Origin of the sequence: Streptomyces sp. SA15 (genome assembly GCF_002291145.1) — a bacterium.
Taxonomy (GTDB): Bacteria; Actinomycetota; Actinomycetes; order Streptomycetales; family Streptomycetaceae; genus Streptomyces.
The window spans coordinates 1-22,608 of the sequence record NZ_NTGE01000024.1 but is presented as its reverse complement, the minus strand read 5'-3'; the positions used below and the strand labels follow the sequence as shown (position 1 = coordinate 22,608).

Below are 22,608 nucleotides of genomic sequence, written 5' to 3'. Positions count from 1 at the left end.
TGTTGGGGTAGACAATTCGGGCAGCCATGCCCCGCCGATCAAAAGGAGGCGGACATGGACCCAAACGGATATGAAAGCCGTGCCACATCGGACCCCGAAGAGTCGGCGGACCGATCACCGGCGCAGCCTCATGGTGAGGGACGCCAAGACCACGGCAGCGCGGTCGCGGACCTGGCGGGCGAGTTCGGAGCAGAGTTGGTGCGGGCCATCCGCACGGGGCTGGCTCAAGGCGCGAGCCCCATGAACGGCCTCCGCGGTCCGTCCAAGCTGAGCTGGTACGCCTTCGCGACCGAGTACGCGCGGGCCCACTGGCCCGGCAGGGCGGCGAAGACCCGGGACGAGGTCAGCGAGGCGCTCACCGCGATCACCATGGCGATGTGCTGGGACATGCCGGGCCGGCCGAAGGGGCAGCTGCTGCGCCGCGCGCTGCGGCACTGGGCATTCGTCGTACCCGGGCCGGAGCAGCGGGAGCTGCCGGCGGGGACCGGCTGGTTCTGCAGTGGGTGGCGAAGGCATCCCGGCCTCTGGTCGACCTGCATGATCCGGTCCTGGCGCGCGATGTGCTGCAGTCGCTGCGCCGCAAGCTGGACGGCGGCGAGGCGGCCGTGGAAACGATGCGCCGTAAGCGCAAGGTGCTGGTGCACGCGCTGCACTACGCCGTGGAGAGGGGCGAGCTGTGCAGTCATCCGCTGGAGGAGATCCGCTGGCGGGTTCCCAAGCCGGCCATCGCGGTGGACCCGCGGGTGGTGGCCAACCCTCACCAGGCGAGGGAGTTGCTGAACGCCGTCTCCTACGTGGGCGGCTTTCGGCGGGCCCGGGGCCGTCGGCTGGTCGGGTTCTTCGCCGGCATGTACTACGCCGGACTGCGCCCGGAGGAGGCGGTCGCGGTCGCGTTGCCGGACTGCCGCCTGCCCCGCACCGGCTGGGGCCGATTGGTCCTGCACCGCACTCTGCCGCAGGCTGGCAAGCGGTGGACCGACACCGGCAGGTTCCACGACGAGCGTGGGCTGAAGAATCGCCCGCCGGGAGAGACGCGGGTGGTGCCGTTGCCGCCGCACCTGGTGACGCTGTGGAGGGACCACGTCGCCACGTTCGGCACGGCTGACGACGGCCGGCTGTTCTTCACCGAGCAGGGCCGGATCATCACGTACACCACCTACCACCGGGTCTGGCACGAGACCCGCGACCTCGCCCTGCCGCCCGCGCTCACCAGCACACCGCTCGCGAAGCGGCCGTACGACCTGCGGCACTCGGCGCTGTCCACGTGGCTGTGCGCGGGCGCCGATCCGGCCGAGGTGGCCCAGAGGGCCGGCAACAGCGTTGAGGTCCTGCTGAGCCGGTACGCCAAGTGCCTGTACGACCGGCAGTCCATCAACAACCAGCGCATCGAAGGGCTCCTGAGCGCCTACGACCGGCCGCCCGAGCCTGATCGGAACGAAGAGGAAGAGTAGCTTCCTCGCACGGGCTGCTGGCGGCTCACCACCCGAACTCCATTTGAACAGGGATGCCGTCGATGATCTCGGTCTGGGCTGCGGGTGCTACCTCGACCGGCACGCCGAGCTGGGTGGCGATGGGGGTGTACAGGTCGGTGGTGACGTCCGGGGTTCGCAAGGAGACCAGGAGGGCGTAGCTGACGGGCAGGCCGATCCGGTCGGTGCGCTTGTTGGCCTTCCACCAGCCGCCTACCGGGTAGACCGCGAGCATGCCGCAGTCGGCGAGTTCGGCCGCGGATCCGCGCCAGATGTCCGCGTGCAGGGAGCCGAGGTTGCGGAACCGGGGGCCGACCAGCCAGCGGCTGTGGGACTCGAACGCCTTGGAGTTGCCGATGGCGTCGCTTTCGTGTTCGGCCTGTTCGGCCAGTCGTCTCTGGAAGGCGTCGGCGGACTCGGTGGGGCCTTTGATGGCGAAGCGGAGGCCGTGCGAGGCGTAGCTGTAGCGGCCGAGCATGCCGCGCCGGCCGGGGTTCGGTGGCCATGTTCTGGGCCGGTGGCGCTCGGTTCGCCTGCTCTTCTGGAACGGGTAACGATCGCAGCTGCGTGCCGTACCGGTCCGCAGCGGAGACGCTCTGGATGAGCTGTGTCTTGTCCACCCTCGCGGTCGTCCGGGCGCCTCGGGCGCCAAACCACCGGGCGGGGGCTGGCTTGGCGCACCGCGGGCGTGATGGCGGGTCGTGCGGAGCACGGGCAAACCGGCCATGCTCCTTGGAAGGCTGTCAGCCGATGGCGATTCGGGGGTGGGCGGACGGCGTGATCCAGCCCATGATCCGGTCCATGGTGGCCCGGGGGACGGAGACGCAGCCGGCCGTGGCGCCGTTGCCGTTGACGTGGAGGAAGATGCCGGCGCCGCGGCCGGGTGTGGCGGGCCAGCGGTTGAAGTTGATGACGACGGCCTTGGCGTACTGGGTGGGGTAGTTGATGAGGTGCTCGCTGCCGCGGTCGCCGGACTCGGTGAGCGGGAAGTCCGCGCCCTGTTCGCCGTGCATGGAGTTGTAGAACTTCGACTCGGGGTCCTGCACCCACCAGTCGTCGTCGGTGACCCGGTGGTACGGCATGGCGGTGCCGCCGGCCTCGACTCCGAAGCCCTCGGTGAGGGTGTAGGTGCCGGTGGGGGTGGTGTAGGTGCTCTGCCGCCGTGTCGCCCCATCGGTCACGCCGTTGGAGCCGACGCGGCCCGCGCTCGTGCTGAACTGTGCCTTCCAGCCGGAGGATCCCTTGGCCCATGCCGTGACGGTGGCGTAGGAGCCGCCGGCCTTGACGGTGATCAGCTGGGTGGCGTCGCCCACCTCGACCGGTACGGGGAAGTCTGGGGCGGCGGGTGCCGGGCCCGCCGTCGCACCGCCGGACCCGGTCCCCGCGCCGCTCGCCGAGCCGCTGGTCTCCTTGGCGGGATCGTCGGACGGGGCGGCGGACGCCGAGGCCGAGACGGATGCGCGCGGGGAGGTGGAGGGTCTCGCGGACGCGGACGCAGAGGTGCTCGGCGACGCGGAGCCGGAGGCACCGGCCAGGCTCTCTTTCGGGGTTGGCGACAGCTCGACGGAGTCCGCGGCCTTTTCCTGTCGGTCGCCGTGTCCACCGCAGGCGGACGTCACTGCCAGGACACCGAGGGCGGTGGTGGTGATCAGAATCTGCCGGGGGAGGACCTGCACACTGAGCTCCTTACAGGGGTGGGGGTGTGCTGCCGGACCCGGATCAAAGGGCCAGACGGCAGGGCGGCCTACCGTGCTCACTTGGCCGGAGGACAGACCGTGATGGGTGTGAGGGCACGGCGGCAGGGCCGCGCGGGTGCATGTCGCACGGCCGGTTGGATGTCACGTACAAACCGGACCGGGTTTGTAGGTACTTGGCCGAGTTTGTGTCAAGCGAGGCGGCAAAGGGAGCGATCAGCGGCAAATCCGCCCAACGGGGTTCCTCGTTGCTGTCGGATCCTCGTCGGCGGCTACCTTGCCTGCCGCGATCGAGCCGACAGTCGGCCGGACCGTCCGGCGTCGGCTCGGGATGTCAGCCTTCGGTCGGGTCCGGCCCGGGCAGGGTGCCCGAGCAGGTGGCCCGGCCGAACGTGCCGGTGGCGGTGGCGCTTTGGACGTGCTTGCCGCGGATGGCCAGGGCGCAGCGGGCCTGGCCGCCGTTCTCGCCGAGGACGATGCTGACGATGGGCTCCTTGCCGAGCGGCACGTCGACGGTCTTGCGCCAGGGCAGCTCGGCCGCTTCGACGGCGACGGCCTGACCGGCTTCGCTGCGGGCCTGGTATGCGATGTCGGCGGTGCCCTGGCCGGTCACTTCGTACGTCACCGCGGCGGTGGGCGTGCGGCGTTCTGGCGTGCCGTCGCTCTTGCCCGGTTCGAGCACGCCGTAGAGGACGAGTCCACCGCAGGCGGTCAGTACGGCGCCGGCCATGAGCAGGCCGGCACGGTCGCCGATCCGTTTCTTGTCCGCCGGTGTGCCTGCCGGGTCCGCAGCAGCGGGAGCGTCCGATTCCTCGGACGCTGAATCGACGCCGTCGACTTCTGGATCTTCCGTTGTGGGTTCCTGGGTTTTGCCGCGCACGATCGAATCCCTTTCGAAGTGCAGAATGCTCAGGTTTTCGGGCTGCAACCGGGGCGGTTATACACGATGCCGTCGGCCGGTGGCCAGTGAGCGGAAATATCGGACACCCGGCGGCCTGTTTGCCGTCAACTGTCCTCATTGTCTGGACGCTTGACACCGCGTCACCGGAGTGAATAGAAACCCGGCGCCGCTGCTTATGACCTTTCGCCGATGCAGGGTGGGGGGGGTTTTGGGCGGCGTGTTTGGTCCGTGACATTCGAGGAAAGGTTTGGCGTGAGACCCAGACTGGGCAGGCTTATGGCGTGCCTGGTGGTAGCTGCGGTGACCAGTACCGCGCTGCCCCAGGTCGCGTATGCGGCGCCCGCTGACGACGATGACGGCAAGGGAATTGTCGACACCGTCAAAAGCTGGTTCGCGGATGACAGCAATAAGCTCGAGAAACCACCGTCCCATGACGACCTGAGTATCGCCGACCGGGAGAAGCCATCCTGGCCGAAGAGCGATCCGAAGGCGAAGCGTGTCAGGGAGCTGACAGGTAAACGCACGGCAAACGCTCGGTTCTGGCAGTTGTCGGACGGGCGAATAGAGGCGGAACTTGCGGCGACGCCGACGTCCTACCGCTCGGGCTCGGGCAAGAAGGCGTCCTGGAAGTCGATCGATACGACGGTTCGCGCGTCGCAGGCGAAGGGTTTCGAGTTCGCCAACACGACGAATGAGGGCCGGAGCTGGTTCGGTGCGGAGGCGGACCGGCTGGTGCGGTTCCAGTCGCCGGACGGCCGGTCGGTCACCCTCGGCCTTGAGGGCGCGGGCGGCGCGCTGAAGCCGGCTGCGAAGGGCTCCACGGTCACGTACAAGGACGCGGTGCAGGGCGCTGACCTGCAGTATGCCGTGGGTCCTGGCCGGGTGAAGGAGAACATCGTCCTCGCGGAACGCCCGGACGGTCCGCTGAAGTTCACGTTCACGCTGGACACCGACGGGTTGGTGCCGAAGGCGCGCAAGGAGGGGTCGGTCGCGCTGTACGGTGCGCTGCCGAACACGCCGGTGATGGTGATCCCGGCGCCCTACATGACGGACGCGAAGAAGGCGGACTCCTCCGTCTTCGGTAAGACCTACAGCACCAAGGTCACGCAGAAGCTGACCCGGGACGGCAAGTCCTGGAAGCTGACGGTCACTCCGGACGCGAAGTGGCTGGCGTCGAAGGACCGTCAGTACCCGGTCGTCATCGACCCGACGATCACGATCGCCCCGTCGCCGTCCGGCTCTCAGGATGCCATGGTCCTGTCGGACCAGCCGACGACCAACTTCAACACCACCTGGAAGCTGTCGGCGGGCCGCACCTCCACCACGGCGAACGCCCGCTCGCTGATCAAGTTCCCGCTGGGCGAGGTCCCGTCGGGCACGAAGATCGACTCGGCGCGGCTGGAGATGTACTTCGACCAGGCGCACAGCGCGGGTGATACGAACACCCAGATCGGCGTGTACCGGGCCACGAAAACCTGGGACGAGCTGTCGGCGAACTGGTCCAACACCAGCGATCTGGTGGGTGAGCAGGCGTCGACGACGGTGCAGGTCGACGACGAGGAGGCGGGCACGGCCGCGGTCGGGACCTGGCCGACCTCGGGTGCGACGACCAACGCGGTGGGGGACACCTTCCGCTACAACCTCGACTCGCTCACCGGTGATTCGTTCACCTGGCCGTTCAGGGTGCCGGAGACGGCCACCTACCGGGTGGACGCGCACTATGTGCAGGGCGCCAACCGGGCCACCGCCGCCCCCTACACGGTGACCGCGGCCGGCGGCGCCACCAGCACGTACAACGTCAACCAGACCTCCGGCACGGGCGGCGTGTGGACCTCCCTCGGCGGCGACGGCAACGAGCTGAGCTTCAACAAGGGCGGCGCCTACAAGGTCGAGCTCAAGGACACCTCGGTGCCGACCAGCCAGGCGCTGATCGCGGACGCGGTGCGCCTGGTCGACCCGGCGAAGATCACCAAGCTGGCGGGTCAGTACAACCGGTGGCACAGCTTCCCGGTCGGCGACACGGTGCAGAAGTGGGTGGACGGCACGGCCGTCAACCACGGCTTCGTGCTGAAGTCGACCGACGAGGCGAACAACCCCATCGGCGGCCCGCGCTATGAGGCCGGTGACGGCGAGTACGGCGGGGAGACCTCCACGATCCCCCGGCTGACGGTGACGTACGGCAAGGTCGGCACCACGCTGGACTCGCCGACGGTGATCCACTCCACGGGCCCGGAGCTGTCGTGGCAGGCGTACTCCAACGCGACCGGCGATGCGGACCTGAACATCGCCGAGTACCAGCTGCACCGCTCCACGCAGCAGGCGTTCACGCCGTCCGCGGCGACGTTGGTGGCGCCGATCGACAAGGGCGCGACGACGTACACGGACACCACCGCGACCCCGTCTCCCCCTTCTGAGACGGTGGAGATCGGGCGGTCGTACTACTACCAGATCGCGGTGAAGACGGTGGACGGCCAGCTGCTGGGCTCGCCGACGCGGATCGTCGGCATCCCGCAGGCGGGTCGCACGATGCGGCTGATCCAGGGCACCGCGGCCTCGGTGACGGACACCACGCTGTCGTCGGCGACGCCGACCACCAACCTGGACACCATCAGCCGGGACGGCGGGGCACAGAAGTGGCTGAGCGTGGGCAACAACACGCCCACCAACGCCACCGAGAAGACCCGTGCGGTGATGAAGTTCCCCACCAGTGACCTGCCCACCACGGCCACGGTGATGGAGTCGCGGCTGTTCATGTGGGGCGCGGAGTCGGTCACCAAGGCCACCGGCGCGAACTACGAACTCCACGGTCTGACCCGGGACTTCACCGAAACGCAGGCCACCTGGAACAGCGCCGCCACCGGCACCGCGTGGACGACGGCGGGCGGCGACTTCTCCTCCACCGTCTCGGACTACACCCCGCAGTGGAGCAACGACGTCGGCCGTCACTACTGGGACGCCACGAGCCTGACCCAGGGCTGGATCAAGACCCCGTCCTCCAACAAGGGCGCCATGATCAAGCTCAGGGACGAGACGAGCACCGGTCCGCAGGCGCAGACGGTGTTCCTGGCCTCGGAGGCCCTCGACCAGCAGATCGGCCCGCTGCTGCGGGTGATCTACGTCGACTCCACGACGGAGGACACCTACTACGCGCCGCAGACCCCGGCCCGGATGACCCCGAACTCCACGTACACGGTCCAGTTCACGGTCACCAACACCACCAACGCCGCCTGGGCGAGCGGTGAGCGGCAGCTGTCGTACACCTGGAAGCTCCCCGACGGCACGGACGTGACGACCGGCGGCAACCAGCTGTCCACGGCGATCCCGGCGCTGTCGCCCGGCTCGTCGGCGACGGTCCAGGCGCAGGTCAAGACGCCGATCAACTCCGACTCCGGCAACAAGCGCACCGAGTACGTGCTCGGCTGGGACGTCCGCAAGGTCGCCGACGGCAGCTGGCTGTCCGCCGGCACCGGCGGCATCCCGTCGCTCAAGCAGAACGTGGCGGTGGAGGACCCCACCTCCAACGCGCTGGGCCTGGAGAAGTTCTACTCCTACACCGGCAAGAACACCGGCGCCGGCTCGACGGTGATGAACAACCTCGCCTCGGGCAACAGCGTCTGGTCGTACAACGCGTTCACCAACCCGGGACGCGGCCTGACGACTTTCGCCAGGTTCGCGTACAACTCGCTGGACACCTCCGACACCGTCACGGGTGCCGGTTGGTCGGCACAGCTGGCCGGCCCGATCCGGCTGGGCGCGCCGCTGGACTTCCACCCCAACCCCAACCCGACCGAGATACGCCTCCCGGACGGTGACGGCACCACGCACGTCTTCACCAAGCAGTCCGACGGCACATGGAAGGCCCCCGCGGGCGTCCACTACCGGATCACGGCCAAGGCGGGCCTTGACTGCACCCCGGACAAGGACAACACGCCCGACGCCTGGACGCTGCTGCGCCCGGACGGCACGCGCTTCCTGTTCGGCTGTGACGGCTACCTGACCTCGGTGGTCGACAAGAACGGCAACACGCAGACGTACACCTACGAGGAGCGCAGGTCCAACAACAAGCCGACGAAGTTCCTCAAGTACATCACCGACCCGGCGGGCCGCAAGTCGCTGCGCATCGGCTACTACCTCAAGGGCGACGCGACCTACTCGTACGTGAACGACAGCGGCGCCCTGGTCTCGGGAACCAACCTCAACAACTCCAAGATCTACGACCACGTGTCGTCCATGACGGACATCTCCGGGCGCAGGATCTCCTTCTACTACACCGACAAGGGCCTGCTGGGCCGCATGGTCGACGGCAATGGATCCAGCCAGCCGAAGACCTTCAAGTTCACCTACGACGCGACCCAGGGCAACAAGAACGTCAAGCTGGTCACCGCCACCGACCCGCGCGGCAACGGCACCCAGATGGCGTACTACGCCCCGCAGGCCGGTGACGACCCGAAGTACCACTGGTGGACCAAGACGATCAAGGACCGTCTGGGCTACGACACGGGCTTCGCGTACGCGGCGAACACGACGAACACGAAGTTCACCGACACCACCGTCACCGACGCCGAAACCCGCACCTCGAAGTACGTCACGGACGACTTCGGCCGCCCGGTCCAGACGACCAACGCCAAGTCCCAGACCACGAAGATGAGCTGGGACGCGGACAACAACGTCACCTACCTGGAGGAGGCCAACGGCGCGAAGGCCGCGTACTGCTACGACCAGAAGACCGGCTACCCGCTCTGGTCGAGGGACGCGGAGAACAACACGGCGGGCGTGCCGCCGTCGAGTGACTGCGCACCGGGCACCTTCCCGGCCAACGCGGCGAAGTACGAGTACCAGACCCGCGCCGACGGCTACGCGGCCGACCTCGTCCGCAAGACCTCGCCCGAGGGCCGCGCCTGGACGTTCGGCTACGACTGCTTCGGCAACCTGAAGACGGTCACCGACCCCAAGGGCACAGCCAACTGGACCTCGGGAGTCTGCGAGCCGACCACCAGCGGCTACACCACGAAGTACGCGTACGACTCCTACGGGCAGCTGACCAAGGCGACTGACGCCAACGGCAACGCGACGACCAACAGCGGCTTCGGTCCCACCGGTTACCCGGCGACGATCACGGACCCGCTGCAGAAGTCGACGCTGTTCGACTACGACGAGCGTGGCCAGGTGACCAAGGTCACAGACGCCAACCAGAAAGTGACCACGCAGACGTACGACACGTTCGGGCGTCCGCTGGTCAGCACGGTGCCGAGGGACCAGGCGGCGGGCGCCTTCATCACGACGCCGGCGCCTGAGTACGACGCCAACGACAACGTCACGAAGTCGACAGCGCCCAACGGTGCGGTGTCCACCGCGGTGTACGACGTGGCGGATCAAGTCACGTCGGCGACCGCGCCGAAGGACACCTCGACCTCCGATGAGCGCACGTCGGTCTACACGTACGACAAGGTCGGCAACCTCAAGACAACGACGGAGCCCAAGGGCACGCTGACCACGGCGGACGCCACCGACTACCTCACCACGAACCACTACGACGAGATCTACCAGCTGACGTCCGTCGTGAACGCGGATGGCGGAAAGATCTCCTACGAATACGACAATGTCGGCAACAACACAAAGGTCATCGACCCGAAGAAGAACGCAACAGCGGATGCCACCGACTTCATGTCGACCATCGCGTACGACCTGAACCATCGGGTCACGGTCGTTACGGACGCGGCCGGCAAGACCACGAGGAAGGGGTACGACAAGGACGGCCTGGTCACGTCGACCACGGACGCGGAGAACAACACCACGCTCGTCACCTACGACGAGCGTGGCAAGAAGACCGAGGTCAAGGTCCCGCACGACGGCACCACGACCATCACGTACCGGACGACGAAGTACGAGTACGACCAGGCCGGCAACACCACGAAGGTGATCACGCCGCGCGGTACGGCGACGGCCACGGCGGACGACTTCACCGCGCGTACGGAGTACGACGCGCTGAACCGCCCGGTCAAGCAGTTCCAGCCGTACGACCCGGGCGACGCCCGCTACAACAGCCCCAACGTCTACACCCAGACGTTCTACGACGCGGTCGGCCGGGTGGCGAAGACCTCGCTGCCGCCGTCGCAGGGCCAGACGGTCCGCAACGACACCACCTACAGCTACTTCGACAACGGGTGGGCGAGGTCGTCCACGGACCCATGGGACATCACCGCCACGTACGAGTACAACGAGCTGGGTCAGCAGACCGCGCGGACGCTGACGTCGGCGGGCGGTTCCTCGGACCGCACCATGAGCTGGTCGTACTACCCCGACGGCAAGCTCAAGTCCCGCTCGGACGAGGGTGTGCCGGTCGGCAAGAGCGTGGTCGTGGTCGACAACTCCGACACCCAGAACACCTCCTCCACCGGCACCTGGACGAAGGGAGACCTCGCCGGCCAGCAGGGCTACGACCACGCCACGCACGCGGCGGGCGCGGGCACGGATGCCTTCACCTGGACGCTCAACATCCCCAAGGACGGCACGTACACCGCGTACGTGAAGTTCCCGAAGGTGACCGGCGCCGTGGCGACGGCGAAGTACACCGTCCACCACAAGTCGGCGCTCGGTCAGGACACCACGACCGACAAGACGGTCGACCAGAACGCGAGCGCGAACCAGGGCACCTGGGTGTCGCTCGGCTCGTACACCTTCAAGCAGGGCAACGACGCCAAGCTGCAGCTGTCCCAGAACAGCGGCGGCATGGTGGTCGCTGACGCGGTGAAGCTGGTCAGGGACGCCACCGGCGAGACGGACACCGAGAAGAGGACCTTCGCCTACACCTACGACGTCAACGCCAACCTCACCAAGATCGACGACACGTCGTCGGGCGCGAAGATCGACGCGTACACGGTCACGTACACGGGCCTGAACCAGGTCCAGAAGGTGACCGAGTCCCTGGCGACGCTGGAGAAGAAGTCGACGTCGTACACCTACGACGTCAACGGCCAGGCGGAGACGGTCACGCACCCCGACCAGTTCTCCAGGTACACCTACGACCTGCGTGAGCTGGTCAGGACGGTCTCGGTCGGCAAGAGCGCCACGGACGCCTCGCCGAAGGTGACGTCGTACACGTACACCGACCGCGGCCAGAGGCTGAAGGAGACCAAGGCCAACGGCAACACCGTCGACCACACCTACTACCGCGACGGCGCTCTGAAGTCGACGAGCGAGAAGAAGGGCAACCTCACGCTCGTCGCCTCCCACACCTACGCCTACGACCCGAACGGGAACAAGGCGCAGGACATGGCGAAGAAGATGAACGCCGACAACCACGCGGCGTACCTCGACTCGACCACGGATTACACCTACGACCCGGCCGACCGGCTGAAGCAGGCGGTGAAGACCGGCAACGGAGCCGGGACGGAAACCTACGTCCACGACGACAACGCCAACGTCGTCAGCCAAACGGTCAAGGGGACGACCACCACCTACAACTACGACCGCAACCGCCTGCTCAGTGCCGTAGCAGGAGGGGTGACGGCGAACTACAACTACGACCCGTTCGGCCGGACGGAGTCGGTCACCAGCGGCGGGAAGGTCATCGAGCGGAGCGTGTACGACGGCTTCGACCACGTCATCGAGTCCCAGAAGGCGGACTCCACGGGCGCGCTGAAGTCGACGACGTACATCTTCGACCCGCTGGACCGCACCGCTTCGAAGACCGCGGACGGCAAAACCACGGACTTCGCGTACCTGGGCCTGTCCACTGAGGTCCTGGACGAGAAGGTCGCCGGCCAGCTGACCAAGTCCTACCAGTACAGCCCGTGGGGCGAGCGCCTGTCGCAGGTCAAGCACAACACGGGCGGCACGGCCGAGGACGCCTACTACGGCTACAACAGCCACACCGACGTCGAAACTCTCACCGACAGCAACGGCAACACGAAGGCGACGTACGGCTACACGGCCTACGGCTCCGACGACACCTCCGAGTTCACCGGCATCGACAAACCCGACGCCGCCAACCCCACCACGGAGGAGTACAACCCCTACCGCTTCAACGCCAAGCGGTGGGACGCCCAGTCCGGCACCTACGACATGGGCTTCCGCGACTACAGCCCGGGCCTGAATCGCTTCACCACCCGGGACATGTACACCGGGGCCCTCGCCGACATAAGCCTTGGGGCAGATCCGTACACCGGAAACCGGTACGCCTTCACCGGCGGAAATCCCATCAGTCGTATCGAGCTCGACGGTCATGACTGGTGTGACTGGTGCTCCGACACGCTCGACGCGACTCTCGACTGGGCTGACCACAACTCAGACGCTTTGTTGGACGCCGCGGGGAGCGCACTTGAAATGGCCGGCGGCGTTGGCGCCATGGCAGGCGGGGCCGCGCTGGTAGCTGGGTCCGTCGGCGTCTGCGTGGCGGGGGCCATTCCCACCCTTGGCACGGTGTGCATCGCCAGCGCGGGCGGCCTTGCCGCCGGCGCTGGGCTCATCGCCGCGGGCTCGGCGCTCGCAGTACACGGTGCCATGGGCCTCGGGGACGGCATCGCCCGCATGGAGAGCACTGGCGGGGGCAGCGGTTCCGGCGGCTCCGGATCGGCCTCGCCCGAGGCCAAGCAGATCGACTACAACAGTGACGATCTGAGCCGGAGGGCATTCGAGATCCGTGATAACGGCGGGTTGTTCGGCGCCGATCACAACGTCGCCGTGGCGAACGTCCAGGGTCAGAACGGGACGATCCGGGAGGTCTCCGCGGTGAGCGGTCCCACGGGTCACTCCGAACAGAAGATTTTGGACCAGCTCAGGGAAGGGGACAAGATCCTCGAGCTCTACAGCGAGCGCCAGCCGTGCCCGGACATGTGCGGACCGCTGCTGCGCGACGATCCAAGGGCCAGTGGTGCGCAGATCGCCTACTCGGTTCCGTGGGTGAGCAGCAAGGTTCCTGGCGCCCGATCCATCAACGCGGGATACAAGCGCCTGCTTGCTCAGATGATTGACCGAGCCCGGGGCTACTAGTACGGGTTCGGCACGGAGGGGGCGACGATGCCACGCCGCCCCCTCCGTGCCATCACTGAGCTAGCCTCAAACAACGCGGCTCGGCGCCGCCCGATTACCACACCGCCCGGACAGGGGAAAACATGATCGAGCATGTCTCACAAGAAACCAAGCTCCAATACGAGCGTACCGCAGAAGAAGTTCGGAAAACCCTGCGCCTGGTCGGAATCCCCCTGGTCGACCGCACGGGAAATTCGGGTGCGCACGTGTACATCGACACGTTTCTCGACGCCGGATCGGCAGGTGGGTCCGAGGGGGTCTACGTCGAGTGGCTGTCCAGCGCGGAGCTGATGGCGAAGGTGGACGATTGCGCCGCGCGCGGCGATTACGAGAACCCCGTACTTCCTTTCGCGGATGTGGTTTTGGATGCCATGAGAATGATGCTGAGGGATGTTCTGGAGGGGGCCGGGTGGCGCACTTCTCTGGACGACGTAGGTGTACACGAGGAGGGTCTTCGGGTATTCGGCCGGAGTGGTCCGGTCCCGGGCCTCGACTGAACTTCGCGAGCGAGCGCCTGACGTGCCTGACGGCAGATGCCGTACTGCGCGCTGCCGTGAGTTGGATCGCGGACTGCCGCACATCCGCGTGTCGCCATTGTTTGGGGTCTGGTGGCCCGGTCGTGACTGCTCAGGTCGGTTGACTACGCGGTGAGCGGAGGCAGCCAGAGTTTTCCGGTGAAGAGGTCGCGGAGGCCGGTGAGGGGCCGCAGTTTGCGTTTGTGGGCGGTGGACAGATAGGAGCGCACCAGGAGCCAGCAACCCAGGCAAGGACCTCGGTGCCCTTTCATGGCGCTGAGCGGCATACTCAGGGCCACGGCCCATTCTTGGAATTGTGGCTCTTACGGACGGATTGAAGTTCTGTTTAGACCACCCCCGTCCCCAAGGTGGATATTACAGCGATAAGTGGGGCGACGGTACTGCCGTCACCGGTGTGTGAAACAGGTGGTCGGCTTCCAACGAGAAGTCGCATCCCCATCATTGGTTCATCGGGCATGCCGTGCCTTTATTTACGAAGGGCTGGTTCGATGAGCCCCTAATTTCCTACCTATTTCACCGGCAATCTTACTCCCGCTGCCGACTCGCTGGATCCGGCATGGTGAACCTTGAAGTCGAAGGCGTTCAACACTCTGCTGGGGCAGGCCGGTATCGCGGCGAACCCTCCGAAGGTCACGAAATCGAGGCTCCAGGGAATCATCAAGACATCTACATCAAGCCCGGAGCCAAGCCCCAAGTGGGCAACGGTAAGGTCGGCCCCGCGCTCGAGCACGAGTTGCAGTTGGCATGCTGGAGACGCAGCCGACCACCTGATCAAGCTCACTCGCCTCCTCGAGGACGACCGAAAGCAGAACAATGGCCTTCTCACCGATCGCGAGCGACGTATCGCGCTCAGTGAGGCGCAGGAGATCTGGGACGTCATGGACAATCCCGATGCCACCGGCAAGGTGAAGGCTTTCATCAAGGGGAACAAGGAGATCAATAATGCGGTGAAGAAGTCGATCACGCGCTGCCAGTGCACCGTCGCTGGCATCGGTGACCGGCGGTGAATTCCAGGAGGATCCGAGAGGGTTCTCGGCTCCCAAGCGGACCAATTCCGTGAAACTTCCCCGCATTATAGGCGTCGCCGGCGGCGGTCTGATCGCCGCAGCGCAGGCTCCCGGATACGTCCAGGAATACGGATGGACGCGCGGCGCCTGGGAAGTCTTCCCGAATGACGGTGGCGGGTCCATCTGTGACCCCAATGCAGGAAACTGGTTATTGTTCGCGTAAGGGGTCCTCGGATGGCAGATGACTCGATGATGGTTGAGGATGGCGATGGATTCGTCCGGAGGTGCATCTGGGAAATCGTCCCAGAAAGTAGGGATGAAATCCCGAGGCTGGAGAGAGAGGAGCTCCTCCTCTTCGGCGACGGGGATGGGAATGTCGGCATGTACACGCTGATTACTTATGCGTTCGTCTACCCCGTGCTACAGCCATTTCTGGCGAGCGAATCGACGGATGAAGCGGTCGCTCAACGCTGTGCGCGGCTGATTGACGCGTTGCTGGCGAGCGGGCGTCCCAGCGTGCGTGACATGGTCAGCCTGCGGGTCACCGATGAGTTGCTGGGGTGTCCAGGGTACTGGAAGCGGTTCAGGCCCTATGCCGGACCACATCTTCTTGCGGAGGTTGAGGAGCGGAAGGTCTATTACCGCGACGTTGATGACGAAGGAGTATGAGAAGTAGCCCATCCTGGGCGGATTCCATGTCCACGAATCTCTCGGTGGTCGCCCCTCCCGGGTACCGGTGGGCACAGCGTGCAGCTGGCTTCCTCGGGGCGCTCCCAGTGCGGGAAAACATCAACGCCTGCCATCTCCTGGGCAAGTAGCTGAGCGGGTCGGGCACCCAGTTGGAGAATCTGGCAACGTGCTCTCGTGGAGCGAATGCGCCACAAGATGGCTCCCAACAGGGAACCAACAAGCCAGGGCGTATGCGGCGCGGGCGGCGGCGAGGCGGGTGGTACGGCCGTTGCCGCAGCCGATGTCGAGGACGCGGTCGGTCGGCGTGAGGGCCGCCGCGTCGAGGAGTGGGGTGTTGGCCCCGTCGTTGAGGGCGTCGTAGCGGGTCCTGGTGGTCGGCCCAGTGCCGGCCCTCGTAGCCGTTCCAGGCCGCGGCCTGCTCCTTGTTCACCACGTTGATCTCTTCCTGGCCGATGGCGAGGCTGCCTTCCAGGAGGTCTTTCACGTCCACCTGCATGTCTTCCCCCGCTTCCGAGGGGATCCGTTCCGCATCGAGGCGGACTGGCGGGTGCGCGAACGTCATCTGCTGGACGAGACGGCAGCGGCGGTCCGCAGCGGAATCACCGCCCTGGAGGCGGCGGGTGGAGTCGGGCCACCGGGCGTCTTGGAGCAGCCGTGACGTGCCTCTCGCACAATCACCACCATCCGCCGAAGACGGGAAGACCCACGATGAAGCACGATCCCGAAAACGGCCTCATAGCGGCGGGCAGCCTGGGCATGCCCGAGGCCACAGGCAGCCGGAGGATGGCCTGGGCGGCGATGCCGCGCGAGGTGACCGCAGAGATCGAGCGGTTGCTCGGCAGCCCGGTGGCTGAGGCGATCAGCCAGCACCGCCCCGAGCGTCAGCTCCCCGCGGGTCATGTGCTGCGCCAGGCCGCAGCGGTGGCCCCGGTCAGCCGGCGCAGTATCACCGCGGTCATCGCCCAGTACACCCGCGACTCCGAACTGCGCGGCAGTTGCTCGTAGTCGCGCACCAGCCTGCGGTGCAGCATCAAGATCCCGTAGGCGCGCTCCACGATCCATCGTTTGGGAATCGGCACGAACCCGGCCTGGGCCGGGTTGCGCTCGACGATTTCCACCTCGATGCCCACCTTCTCTCCGTGCGCGACGACGGCGTTCTTGAAGCCCTGGTCGACCAGGGCCTTCTGAACGGTGTCGGTGTCGGCGGCGATCTTGTCCAGCAGCGCGATGCCGGCGGCGTTGTCTTGAGGCGCTCACCGTGATCACCATGGCGATGTGCTGGGACATGCCGGGCCGGCCGAAGGGGCAGCTGCTGCGCCGCGCGCTGCGGCACTGGGCATTCGTCGTCCCCGGGCCGGAGCAGCGGGAGCTGCCGGCGGAGGACCGGCTGGTGCTGCAGTGGGTGGCGAAGGCGTCCCGGCCGCTGGTCGACCTGCACGATCCGATCATGGCGCGCGATGTGCTGGAGTCGCTGCGCCGGAAGCTCGACGGCGGCGAGGCGGCGGTGGAGACTATGCGCCGCAAGCGCAAGGTGCTGGTGCACGCGCTCCACTACGCCGTGGAGCGGGGTGAGTTGGGCAGTCATCCGCTGGAGAAGATCCGCTGGCGGGTGCCCAAGCCGTCGGTCGCGGTGGATCCGCGGGCGGTGGCCAACCCGTACCAGGCGCGGGATCTGCTGAGCGCCGTCTCCTACGTGGGCGGCTATCGGCGGGCCCGGGGCCGTCGGCTGGTCGGGTTCTTCGCCGGCATGTACTACGCCGGCTTGCGTCCGGAGGAGGCGGTCGCAGTGGCGTTGCCGGACTGCCGCCTGCCCCGAACGGGTTGGGGACGGCTGATCTTGCATCGAACGCTGCCGCAGGCGGGCAAGCGGTGGACCGACACCGGCAAATTCCACGACGAGCGTGGGCTGAAGAACCGCCCGCCGGGAGAGACGCGGCTGGTGCCGTTGCCGCCGCACCTGGTGGCGCTGTGGAGGGATCACGTCGCTACGTTCGGCACGGCTGACGACGGCCGGTTGTTCTTCACCGAGCAGGGCCGGATCATCACGTACACCACCTACAACCGGGTCTGGTACGAGACCCGCGAACTGGCTCTGCCGCCCGCCCTCACCAGCACCCCGCTCGCGAAACGGCCATACGACCTGCGGCACTCGGCGCTGTCCACCTGGCTGTGCGCGGGCGCCGACCCGGCCGAGGTAGCCCAGCGGGCGGGCAACAGTGTCGAGGTCCTGCTGAGTCGGTACGCGAAGTGCCTGTACGACCGGCAGTCCATCAACAACCAGCGCATCGAAGGGCTCCTCAGCGCCTACGACAAGCCGCCCGAGCAGGATCAGTAACGCCGGGCCGATGAAGTGGGAGCGATGGTTTCCAGGTAGGCGCGCCAGCAGCCGTCGTGCGTGACGTCGGTACCGGTGTCCGCGGAGTGCGGATCGCACAGGAAGCCCAGGACACAAGTGCCGTCGGTAAGTCGATCTGGCCCAGGGACAGCCCAGGGACATGGGGGCGGGCAACGAGGCGGCACGCGGTTGGGTCCGCCAGAGCTGCTCGACGGTATTGAGTGCCCACGGCGAGTTCCTGACTTTCACTCGTGCGTGACCACAACACACTGCGGTGCCACTGGCCACAGCCTGGTCGCAGCGGGCTAACGCAACAGTCGGTCGAGCAAGCAGCTCACGGCCTATGGATCATGTCGATCATGAACGCGACGATCAGGACCCAGGCGCCGAGCCCGAGCAGCCACAGCCAGTCCGCGAGCGCACCCCCAGCGACCAGAGCCACGGCCAGCAGCGTGAGGGCGGCGACGATGCGGCGCATACTGCGCTCTGGGGCGGAAGTCATGCGTGGGCCTGCGGGAATGCCGCCGCGTGACCACCGGTCGGCACCCGCTGGGCCGGTCCGGGCCGATCGACGGTCGAAGGTCGTGAGCCGCAGACTACCCATGACGCTCGCCTCGCTGCTGGCTCTGCTCGTGTCCGGTCGCCTGCGGATGCGGACGCAGCTCACCACGCAGACGGAGAGGGGGAGTCAGGGCGCGGGCGACATCCGCCGGGTGGTCCTGGGAGTCGCCGGCACCACTGTCGCCATCGAACTCGCCACCGCGGCGGTGCTCGCGGTCCGCTTCCGCTTCGGCTACGGCCTCGGGGCCGGCGACGCCCTCTACCACGGGATCTTCTACGGGATCTCCGCTTTCAACAACGCCGGATTCGGACTGCGTGACGACAACCTCGTCGGCTATGCGACGGATCCCTGGATCGTCCTGCCGGTCGCCGCCGCGTGCGTGGTCGGCGCCCTCGGCTTCCCCGTACTGCTGGAACTGCTGCGCAGCCGCGCGGCCGTACGGGGCAGGGCCCGGCACCTGTGGTCCCTGCACACTCGCCTCACTCTCGCCACCTCCGCGGTCCTGCTCGCCGTCGGCACCCTGCTGACCTGCGCGCTGGAGTGGAGCAACCCCGGGACCCTCGGCCCCATGGAGTGGGGGGACAAACTGCTCAACGGCTTTTTCACCGCCGCCAGCGCGCACTGCGGGCTTCAACACCGTCGACACCGGCGCCATGGAACCGGCCACGCTGCTGAGCATCTGCGTGCTGATGTTCATCGGCGGCGGCAGCGCGGGTACCACCGGTGGCATCAAGGTCACCACGTTCGCGGTGCTGGGAGCGGCGATCCTGGCGGAGATCCGCGGGCACGCCGACGTGGACGTCATGTGCCGCCGGATCTCCTCAGCGGCTCTGCGTCAGGCACTGGCCGTGGCGCTGATGGACGTGGGTCTGGTCATGTCCGGCACGCTGGTGCTCCTCGTCGTCACCCCGGTGTCGGCCGAGGCGGCCCTGTTCGAGGTCGTCTCCGCCTTCGGCACGGTCGGCCTGAGCACCGGCATCACCGGCGACCTTCCCGCGGTGGGCCAGCTCACCATCATCGCCTTGATGTTCGTCGGACGCGTGGGTCCGATCACTCTCGCCAGCGCGCTCGCGCTCCGTCGGCGCGACCGCAGGTACAGCCTGCCCGAGGAACGTCCTGTCATCGGCTGACACCTCAACGGTCCCTGCCGCCACGGCCAACGGGGGTGCTAGTGCGCTGACCATGAATGTTCACCGGGTTTGCGACACCGACCGAGGGCGTGGCAGGGGAGATCGTTGCCTCATTCTCGACCGCTGGGGCATCGCGGGTCGAGAATGAGGACAGCAGCGCGGCCGAGTCGGTCCCGAGTCCGTGGTGACGATGACGATGGGGTCAGTGCACGCTGACCGCGACCTCGCCGCTGTAGGTCTCGCGGGTGTTGACGATGGGCGGGGGCAGTTGTCCGGCCGCTTCACGCATCCCGTTCATGCCGTCGAGGAAGGCGTGCTGCGAGGTCCAGTGCTGGGTCACGACGACCGTCTCCTCATCAGGCTTCATCACGTCGAACGAGATGAAGCCGCTCTGTTCGCGCAGCGTCGCCGCGGTGGTCTCGGCGCGGCGCACCTCCTCGGCCACGTTGGCCGGGTCCAGCTTGAAGATGGCCACCACCTGGTAGGTCATCTGACGATTCCCTTCGTAGGAATGGGACGGTGCGAAGCCTTGTCGTCTGTGTCATGCGCGGTCCCGGCCCGGATGGAACGGTCCTGGGGCGGGCCGCGTTTGGCCTGCTGGTCAGCTCGACGTACGGGCGAACATGCCGGGCTCGTACGAGCCTCCCGGGTTGTGCACGATCACGTTCATCCGGGTGGCCGCGTTGATCAGGGCGACCAGGCAGACCAGCGCACCGACCTGGTCATCGTCGTAGTGCTTGCGCACCTCGGCCCAGGTCTCGTCGGTCACGCCGTGGTCGCCGAGCCGGGTGCCTTCCTCGGCGAGCGCCAGCGCGGCGCGCTCGGCCTCGGTGAACACGGTGCTGTGGCGCCAGGCGGCGACCAGGTTGAGCCGGAGCGCGGTTTCACCGGCGGCCGCGGCCTCCTTGGTGTGGACGTCGACGCAGAAACCGCAGCCGTTGATCTGGCCGACCCGCAACTCCACCAGTTCCCGCAGGACTTTCGGCAGCGTCGACCCTTCCAGGGCCAACGAGGTGTTGTAGAACCGCTTGGCGACCTTCGCGGCGGTCGGGCTGTCGAACAGGTTGAAACGGGGTTCCATGACGTCGTCCTCACTCGTGGTGTTGCGTGCGGCTGCACTGGACGAACACAAGATGCCGACGGCCCGAGCCTTGTGACGGCGCGGTGATGTGGCGTGCGTCACCGGTCGCGGGTGTCACAAAGCGGTGGGGGCCGGCGTCTGGTGTACGGCTGTACGGCGCAGTCGAGAGCGAACGGGCAGGAGTCGGCGATGAACGACCGAACTACGAGCGGCTGGACAAGGGACACATCCGAGCCGGTCGCTCGTGGCGACCGCATGGACAGCGTCACCCAGGCGTTCGTCGCCCACCGCAACCTGCTGTTCACCGTCGCCTACGAGATGCTCGGCTCGGCCGCCGACGCCGAGGATGTCCTGCAGGAGACCTGGTTACGGTGGGTGGGCGTGGATCTCGACACCGTGCGGGACCAGCGTGCGTACCTGGTCCGGATCACCACCCGCCAAGCGCTGAGTCATCTGCGTACGCTTGGCCGGCGCAAGGAGTCCTACGTCGGCCCCTGGCTGCCCGAGCCGCTGCTGACCGCACCCGACGTGGCCGAGGACGTCGAGCTGGCCGACAGCGTCTCAATGGCGATGCTGCTGGTGCTGGAGACCCTCACCCCGACCGAGCGGGCGGTGTTCGTCCTGCGCGAGGTGTTCGACCTCGGGTACGACGAGATCGCCGAGGCCGTCGACAAGACCCCGGCCGCGGTCCGCCAGATCGCCCACCGGGCACGGGCCCACGTCGCCGTGCGCCGACCGCGCGGGGTCGCTTCCCCTGCCGAGACCCGCCGCACCGTCGAGGCGTTCCAGCGGGCAGTTGAAACGGGCGACCTGCAACGCCTGCTCGACATCCTCGCGCCGGACGTCGTCCTGCTGACCGACGGCGGCGGAGTCGTGCAGGCCGCACTGGCGCCCGTCGTGGGGGCCGACCAGGTGGCCCACGTGCTGGGCAGGATCGCCACCGCGATGTCGCTGCAGCCGACACAGGTCAACGGCGACCCGGCGCTGATCGTCCGGCTGGGCGGCCAGATCGACACCGTCATGGCGATCCGCATCGACGACGGCCTCATCACCGGGCTCTACGCCGTGCGCAATCCCGAGAAGCTGTCGCATCTGGAACGGGAGACCACCTTGCGCCGCTAAGCCCAATGCCTTCTTGACAACAAGCAGGAGGTCAGCGTTTCGGCTAGCCCTGGCATCCGACTGCCGATGGTCACTACGTTCGGACCATGACGATCATGTATGAGTGGCGAGGTGACTTCGACAACTCAGCTCCAGGTAGTTGCGGGGATGACGCTCATAGCGGGGACTGAGTCTGCGGTAGCCGGACAGCCACGAAATCGTCCGCTCGATCACCCAACGGCGGCGGCCCAACCCGGTCGCTGGACTCGATGCCCTTCCGGGCGATGCGCACCCCGATTCGCTTGCCTCGCAGCCATTTCCGCAGGTGAGGCACGTCTTACGCCTTGTCCGCATGCAGGCGCTGGGGCTTGAAGTACCGGCCGCGGTGGGGGTCGTGTCTCGTTTGGTGACCCTCCACCATCGGCTTCAAGCCCTCGCTGTCGTGGACGTTCGCGGCGGATACGCCGACGACCAGGGCAGTCCGTTCGCGTCCGACAGGATGTGCATCTTGGAACCCGGCTTGCCTCGGTCCACGGGGCTCGGACCTGTGCGTTCGCCCCCTTTTTGGCCCTGACATGGGCGGAGTCGAGGACGACGCGCGAGACGTCGATCAGGCCCGCGTCGTCGAGCCGGTGCGGGACCGCCTCGTGCAGCCGGCCCCACACCCCGGCTCTGGACCAGATCAGGAACCGGCGGTGTGCGGTCGACTTCGAGACGCCGAAACAGGGTGGCAGCGCGCGCCAGGCGCAGCCGCTGACCAGCACGTAGATGATGGCCGCGAACAGCCTCTCATCAGGGGTGTTCGCGGTGCCGCCGCCCTGTGGCCGTGTCCGTTGTTCAGGGATCAGCGGCCTGGCGATCTCCCACAAGCCGTCCGGCACAATCCAGCTCCACGTTCCCCACCCAATGCCTGGTCAACGTCCGCCTCACCACATAGGACACGGTCTTAGAGGTCGTTTCTTATGGTGCAGGTGAGGGCTCAGCGGCCTGGGGGAAGCCCAGCTCGTCGAGCAGTGTGCTGAAGAGGTCTTCCACGGGGGTCTCGTGTGAGCGAAGCAGCTCTTCGATCCTG

Annotated in this window: 17 protein-coding genes and 3 pseudogenes; 10 read left to right on the top strand and 10 right to left on the bottom strand. The window is 67.1% G+C overall.

Features of this window, described 5'->3' with window-relative positions:
- Nucleotides 1-224: 224 nt before the first annotated feature.
- Nucleotides 225-389 carry a hypothetical protein gene (locus CLM62_RS51020; RefSeq protein WP_257003651.1) on the bottom strand — a complete coding sequence of 55 codons (165 nt, stop codon included), beginning with the start codon at nucleotides 387-389 and terminating at the stop codon, nucleotides 225-227.
- 114 nt (nucleotides 390-503) lie between these two features.
- On the opposite strand from CLM62_RS51020, the gene CLM62_RS03870 reads away from it, so the two are divergent.
- The gene (locus CLM62_RS03870) at nucleotides 504-1,451 is read left to right on the top strand and encodes a site-specific integrase (RefSeq protein ID WP_257003650.1); all 948 of its coding nucleotides are present in this window, start codon (nucleotides 504-506) and stop codon (nucleotides 1,449-1,451) included.
- Nucleotides 1,452-1,476: 25 nt separating this feature from the next.
- On the opposite strand, the gene CLM62_RS03865 is transcribed toward CLM62_RS03870, so the two are convergent.
- The 3 genes from CLM62_RS03865 to CLM62_RS03855 form a co-directional block, all read right to left on the bottom strand.
- Nucleotides 1,477-1,947, bottom strand: coding sequence for a hypothetical protein (locus CLM62_RS03865; protein WP_095748453.1), 471 nt, complete (start codon nucleotides 1,945-1,947; stop codon nucleotides 1,477-1,479).
- A 265-nt stretch (nucleotides 1,948-2,212) separates the two neighbouring features.
- Nucleotides 2,213-3,145, bottom strand: a complete 933-nt coding sequence (locus CLM62_RS03860; RefSeq protein ID WP_095748452.1) for a L,D-transpeptidase family protein — start codon at nucleotides 3,143-3,145, stop codon at nucleotides 2,213-2,215.
- A gap of 352 nt (nucleotides 3,146-3,497) precedes the next feature.
- Nucleotides 3,498-4,043 carry a hypothetical protein gene (locus CLM62_RS03855; RefSeq protein ID WP_257003649.1) on the bottom strand — a complete coding sequence of 182 codons (546 nt, stop codon included), beginning with the start codon at nucleotides 4,041-4,043 and terminating at the stop codon, nucleotides 3,498-3,500.
- Nucleotides 4,044-4,340: 297 nt separating this feature from the next.
- Here CLM62_RS03855 and CLM62_RS03850 point away from each other — a divergent pair, with 297 nt between their 5' ends.
- The 6 genes from CLM62_RS03850 to CLM62_RS49725 all read left to right on the top strand — a co-directional run bounded on the left by CLM62_RS03850 (nucleotide 4,341) and on the right by CLM62_RS49725 (nucleotide 16,332).
- Nucleotides 4,341-13,055 (top strand): DNRLRE domain-containing protein, encoded by an 8,715-nt coding sequence (locus CLM62_RS03850; protein WP_095748451.1) that lies wholly within the window; start codon nucleotides 4,341-4,343, stop codon nucleotides 13,053-13,055.
- A 122-nt stretch (nucleotides 13,056-13,177) separates the two neighbouring features.
- Nucleotides 13,178-13,591, top strand: coding sequence for a hypothetical protein (locus CLM62_RS03845; RefSeq protein ID WP_095748450.1), 414 nt, complete (start codon nucleotides 13,178-13,180; stop codon nucleotides 13,589-13,591).
- A gap of 605 nt (nucleotides 13,592-14,196) precedes the next feature.
- Nucleotides 14,197-14,637 carry a hypothetical protein gene (locus CLM62_RS49210; protein WP_143658918.1) on the top strand — a complete coding sequence of 147 codons (441 nt, stop codon included), beginning with the start codon at nucleotides 14,197-14,199 and terminating at the stop codon, nucleotides 14,635-14,637.
- Nucleotides 14,638-14,871: 234 nt separating this feature from the next.
- Nucleotides 14,872-15,306 (top strand): hypothetical protein, encoded by a 435-nt coding sequence (locus CLM62_RS03840; RefSeq protein ID WP_095748449.1) that lies wholly within the window; start codon nucleotides 14,872-14,874, stop codon nucleotides 15,304-15,306.
- 403 nt (nucleotides 15,307-15,709) lie between these two features.
- Complete coding sequence (locus CLM62_RS03830; protein WP_257003663.1) at nucleotides 15,710-15,985, top strand: HIT domain-containing protein; 276 nt, start codon at nucleotides 15,710-15,712, stop codon at nucleotides 15,983-15,985.
- Nucleotides 15,986-16,035: 50 nt separating this feature from the next.
- A complete protein-coding gene (locus CLM62_RS49725; protein ID WP_179381926.1) occupies nucleotides 16,036-16,332 on the top strand; it encodes a hypothetical protein in 297 nt (98 codons plus the stop codon).
- Here the strand turns inward: CLM62_RS49725 and CLM62_RS52620 are convergent.
- Nucleotides 16,224-16,571: pseudogene (locus CLM62_RS52620) on the bottom strand (transposase); the annotation flags it as partial. The gene CLM62_RS49725 and the pseudogene CLM62_RS52620 sit on opposite strands and share 109 nt — an antisense overlap.
- A 14-nt stretch (nucleotides 16,572-16,585) precedes the next feature.
- Between CLM62_RS52620 and CLM62_RS03815 the strand changes: the two are divergent.
- Nucleotides 16,586-17,662, top strand: a complete 1,077-nt coding sequence (locus tag CLM62_RS03815) for a site-specific integrase (RefSeq protein WP_306457880.1) — start codon at nucleotides 16,586-16,588, stop codon at nucleotides 17,660-17,662.
- On the opposite strand, the gene CLM62_RS52890 is transcribed toward CLM62_RS03815, so the two are convergent.
- Both CLM62_RS52890 and CLM62_RS49720 read right to left on the bottom strand, forming a co-directional pair.
- Nucleotides 17,656-17,847, bottom strand: coding sequence for a hypothetical protein (locus CLM62_RS52890; RefSeq protein ID WP_373559102.1), 192 nt, complete (start codon nucleotides 17,845-17,847; stop codon nucleotides 17,656-17,658). The two genes, CLM62_RS03815 and CLM62_RS52890, sit on opposite strands and share 7 nt — an antisense overlap.
- 149 nt (nucleotides 17,848-17,996) lie before the next feature.
- Nucleotides 17,997-18,164: a hypothetical protein gene (locus CLM62_RS49720; RefSeq protein ID WP_179381925.1), complete on the bottom strand. Its 168-nt coding sequence runs from the start codon at nucleotides 18,162-18,164 to the stop codon at nucleotides 17,997-17,999.
- On the opposite strand from CLM62_RS49720, the pseudogene CLM62_RS03810 reads away from it, so the two are divergent.
- Nucleotides 18,130-19,354, top strand: a pseudogene (locus CLM62_RS03810) (TrkH family potassium uptake protein). The gene CLM62_RS49720 and the pseudogene CLM62_RS03810 sit on opposite strands and share 35 nt — an antisense overlap.
- Before the next feature lie 202 nt (nucleotides 19,355-19,556).
- Here the strand turns inward: CLM62_RS03810 and CLM62_RS03805 are convergent.
- Both CLM62_RS03805 and CLM62_RS03800 read right to left on the bottom strand, forming a co-directional pair.
- On the bottom strand, nucleotides 19,557-19,844 hold the full coding sequence (locus CLM62_RS03805; protein WP_095748448.1) for an antibiotic biosynthesis monooxygenase: 288 nt from the start codon (nucleotides 19,842-19,844) through the stop codon (nucleotides 19,557-19,559).
- Nucleotides 19,845-19,955: 111 nt separating this feature from the next.
- Nucleotides 19,956-20,435, bottom strand: a complete 480-nt coding sequence (locus CLM62_RS03800) for a carboxymuconolactone decarboxylase family protein (RefSeq protein ID WP_095748447.1) — start codon at nucleotides 20,433-20,435, stop codon at nucleotides 19,956-19,958.
- A 189-nt stretch (nucleotides 20,436-20,624) separates the two neighbouring features.
- On the opposite strand from CLM62_RS03800, the gene CLM62_RS03795 reads away from it, so the two are divergent.
- Nucleotides 20,625-21,557, top strand: a complete 933-nt coding sequence (locus CLM62_RS03795; RefSeq protein WP_095748446.1) for an RNA polymerase sigma-70 factor — start codon at nucleotides 20,625-20,627, stop codon at nucleotides 21,555-21,557.
- A 93-nt stretch (nucleotides 21,558-21,650) separates the two neighbouring features.
- Here the strand turns inward: CLM62_RS03795 and CLM62_RS03790 are convergent.
- Nucleotides 21,651-22,444, bottom strand: a pseudogene (locus CLM62_RS03790) (IS5 family transposase).
- Between the last annotated feature and the right edge of the window lie 164 nt (nucleotides 22,445-22,608).

What these genes read in the sequence shown, in the direction of transcription:
- CLM62_RS03840 (WP_095748449.1), top strand. Translation starts at nt 14,872, where the DNA reads ATGGCAGATGACTCGATGATGGTTGAGGATGGCGATGGATTCGTCCGG.
- CLM62_RS03795 (WP_095748446.1), top strand. Translation starts at nt 20,625, where the DNA reads ATGAACGACCGAACTACGAGCGGCTGGACAAGGGACACATCCGAGCCG.
- CLM62_RS03850 (WP_095748451.1), top strand. Translation starts at nt 4,341, where the DNA reads ATGGCGTGCCTGGTGGTAGCTGCGGTGACCAGTACCGCGCTGCCCCAG.
- CLM62_RS03800 (WP_095748447.1), bottom strand. Translation starts at nt 20,435, where the DNA reads ATGGAACCCCGTTTCAACCTGTTCGACAGCCCGACCGCCGCGAAGGTC.
- CLM62_RS03865 (WP_095748453.1), bottom strand. Translation starts at nt 1,947, where the DNA reads ATGCTCGGCCGCTACAGCTACGCCTCGCACGGCCTCCGCTTCGCCATC.
- CLM62_RS03845 (WP_095748450.1), top strand. Translation starts at nt 13,178, where the DNA reads ATGATCGAGCATGTCTCACAAGAAACCAAGCTCCAATACGAGCGTACC.
- CLM62_RS49720 (WP_179381925.1), bottom strand. Translation starts at nt 18,164, where the DNA reads ATGACTTCCGCCCCAGAGCGCAGTATGCGCCGCATCGTCGCCGCCCTC.
- CLM62_RS51020 (WP_257003651.1), bottom strand. Translation starts at nt 389, where the DNA reads ATGTCCCAGCACATCGCCATGGTGATCGCGGTGAGCGCCTCGCTGACC.
- CLM62_RS03805 (WP_095748448.1), bottom strand. Translation starts at nt 19,844, where the DNA reads ATGACCTACCAGGTGGTGGCCATCTTCAAGCTGGACCCGGCCAACGTG.
- CLM62_RS49725 (WP_179381926.1), top strand. Translation starts at nt 16,036, where the DNA reads ATGAAGCACGATCCCGAAAACGGCCTCATAGCGGCGGGCAGCCTGGGC.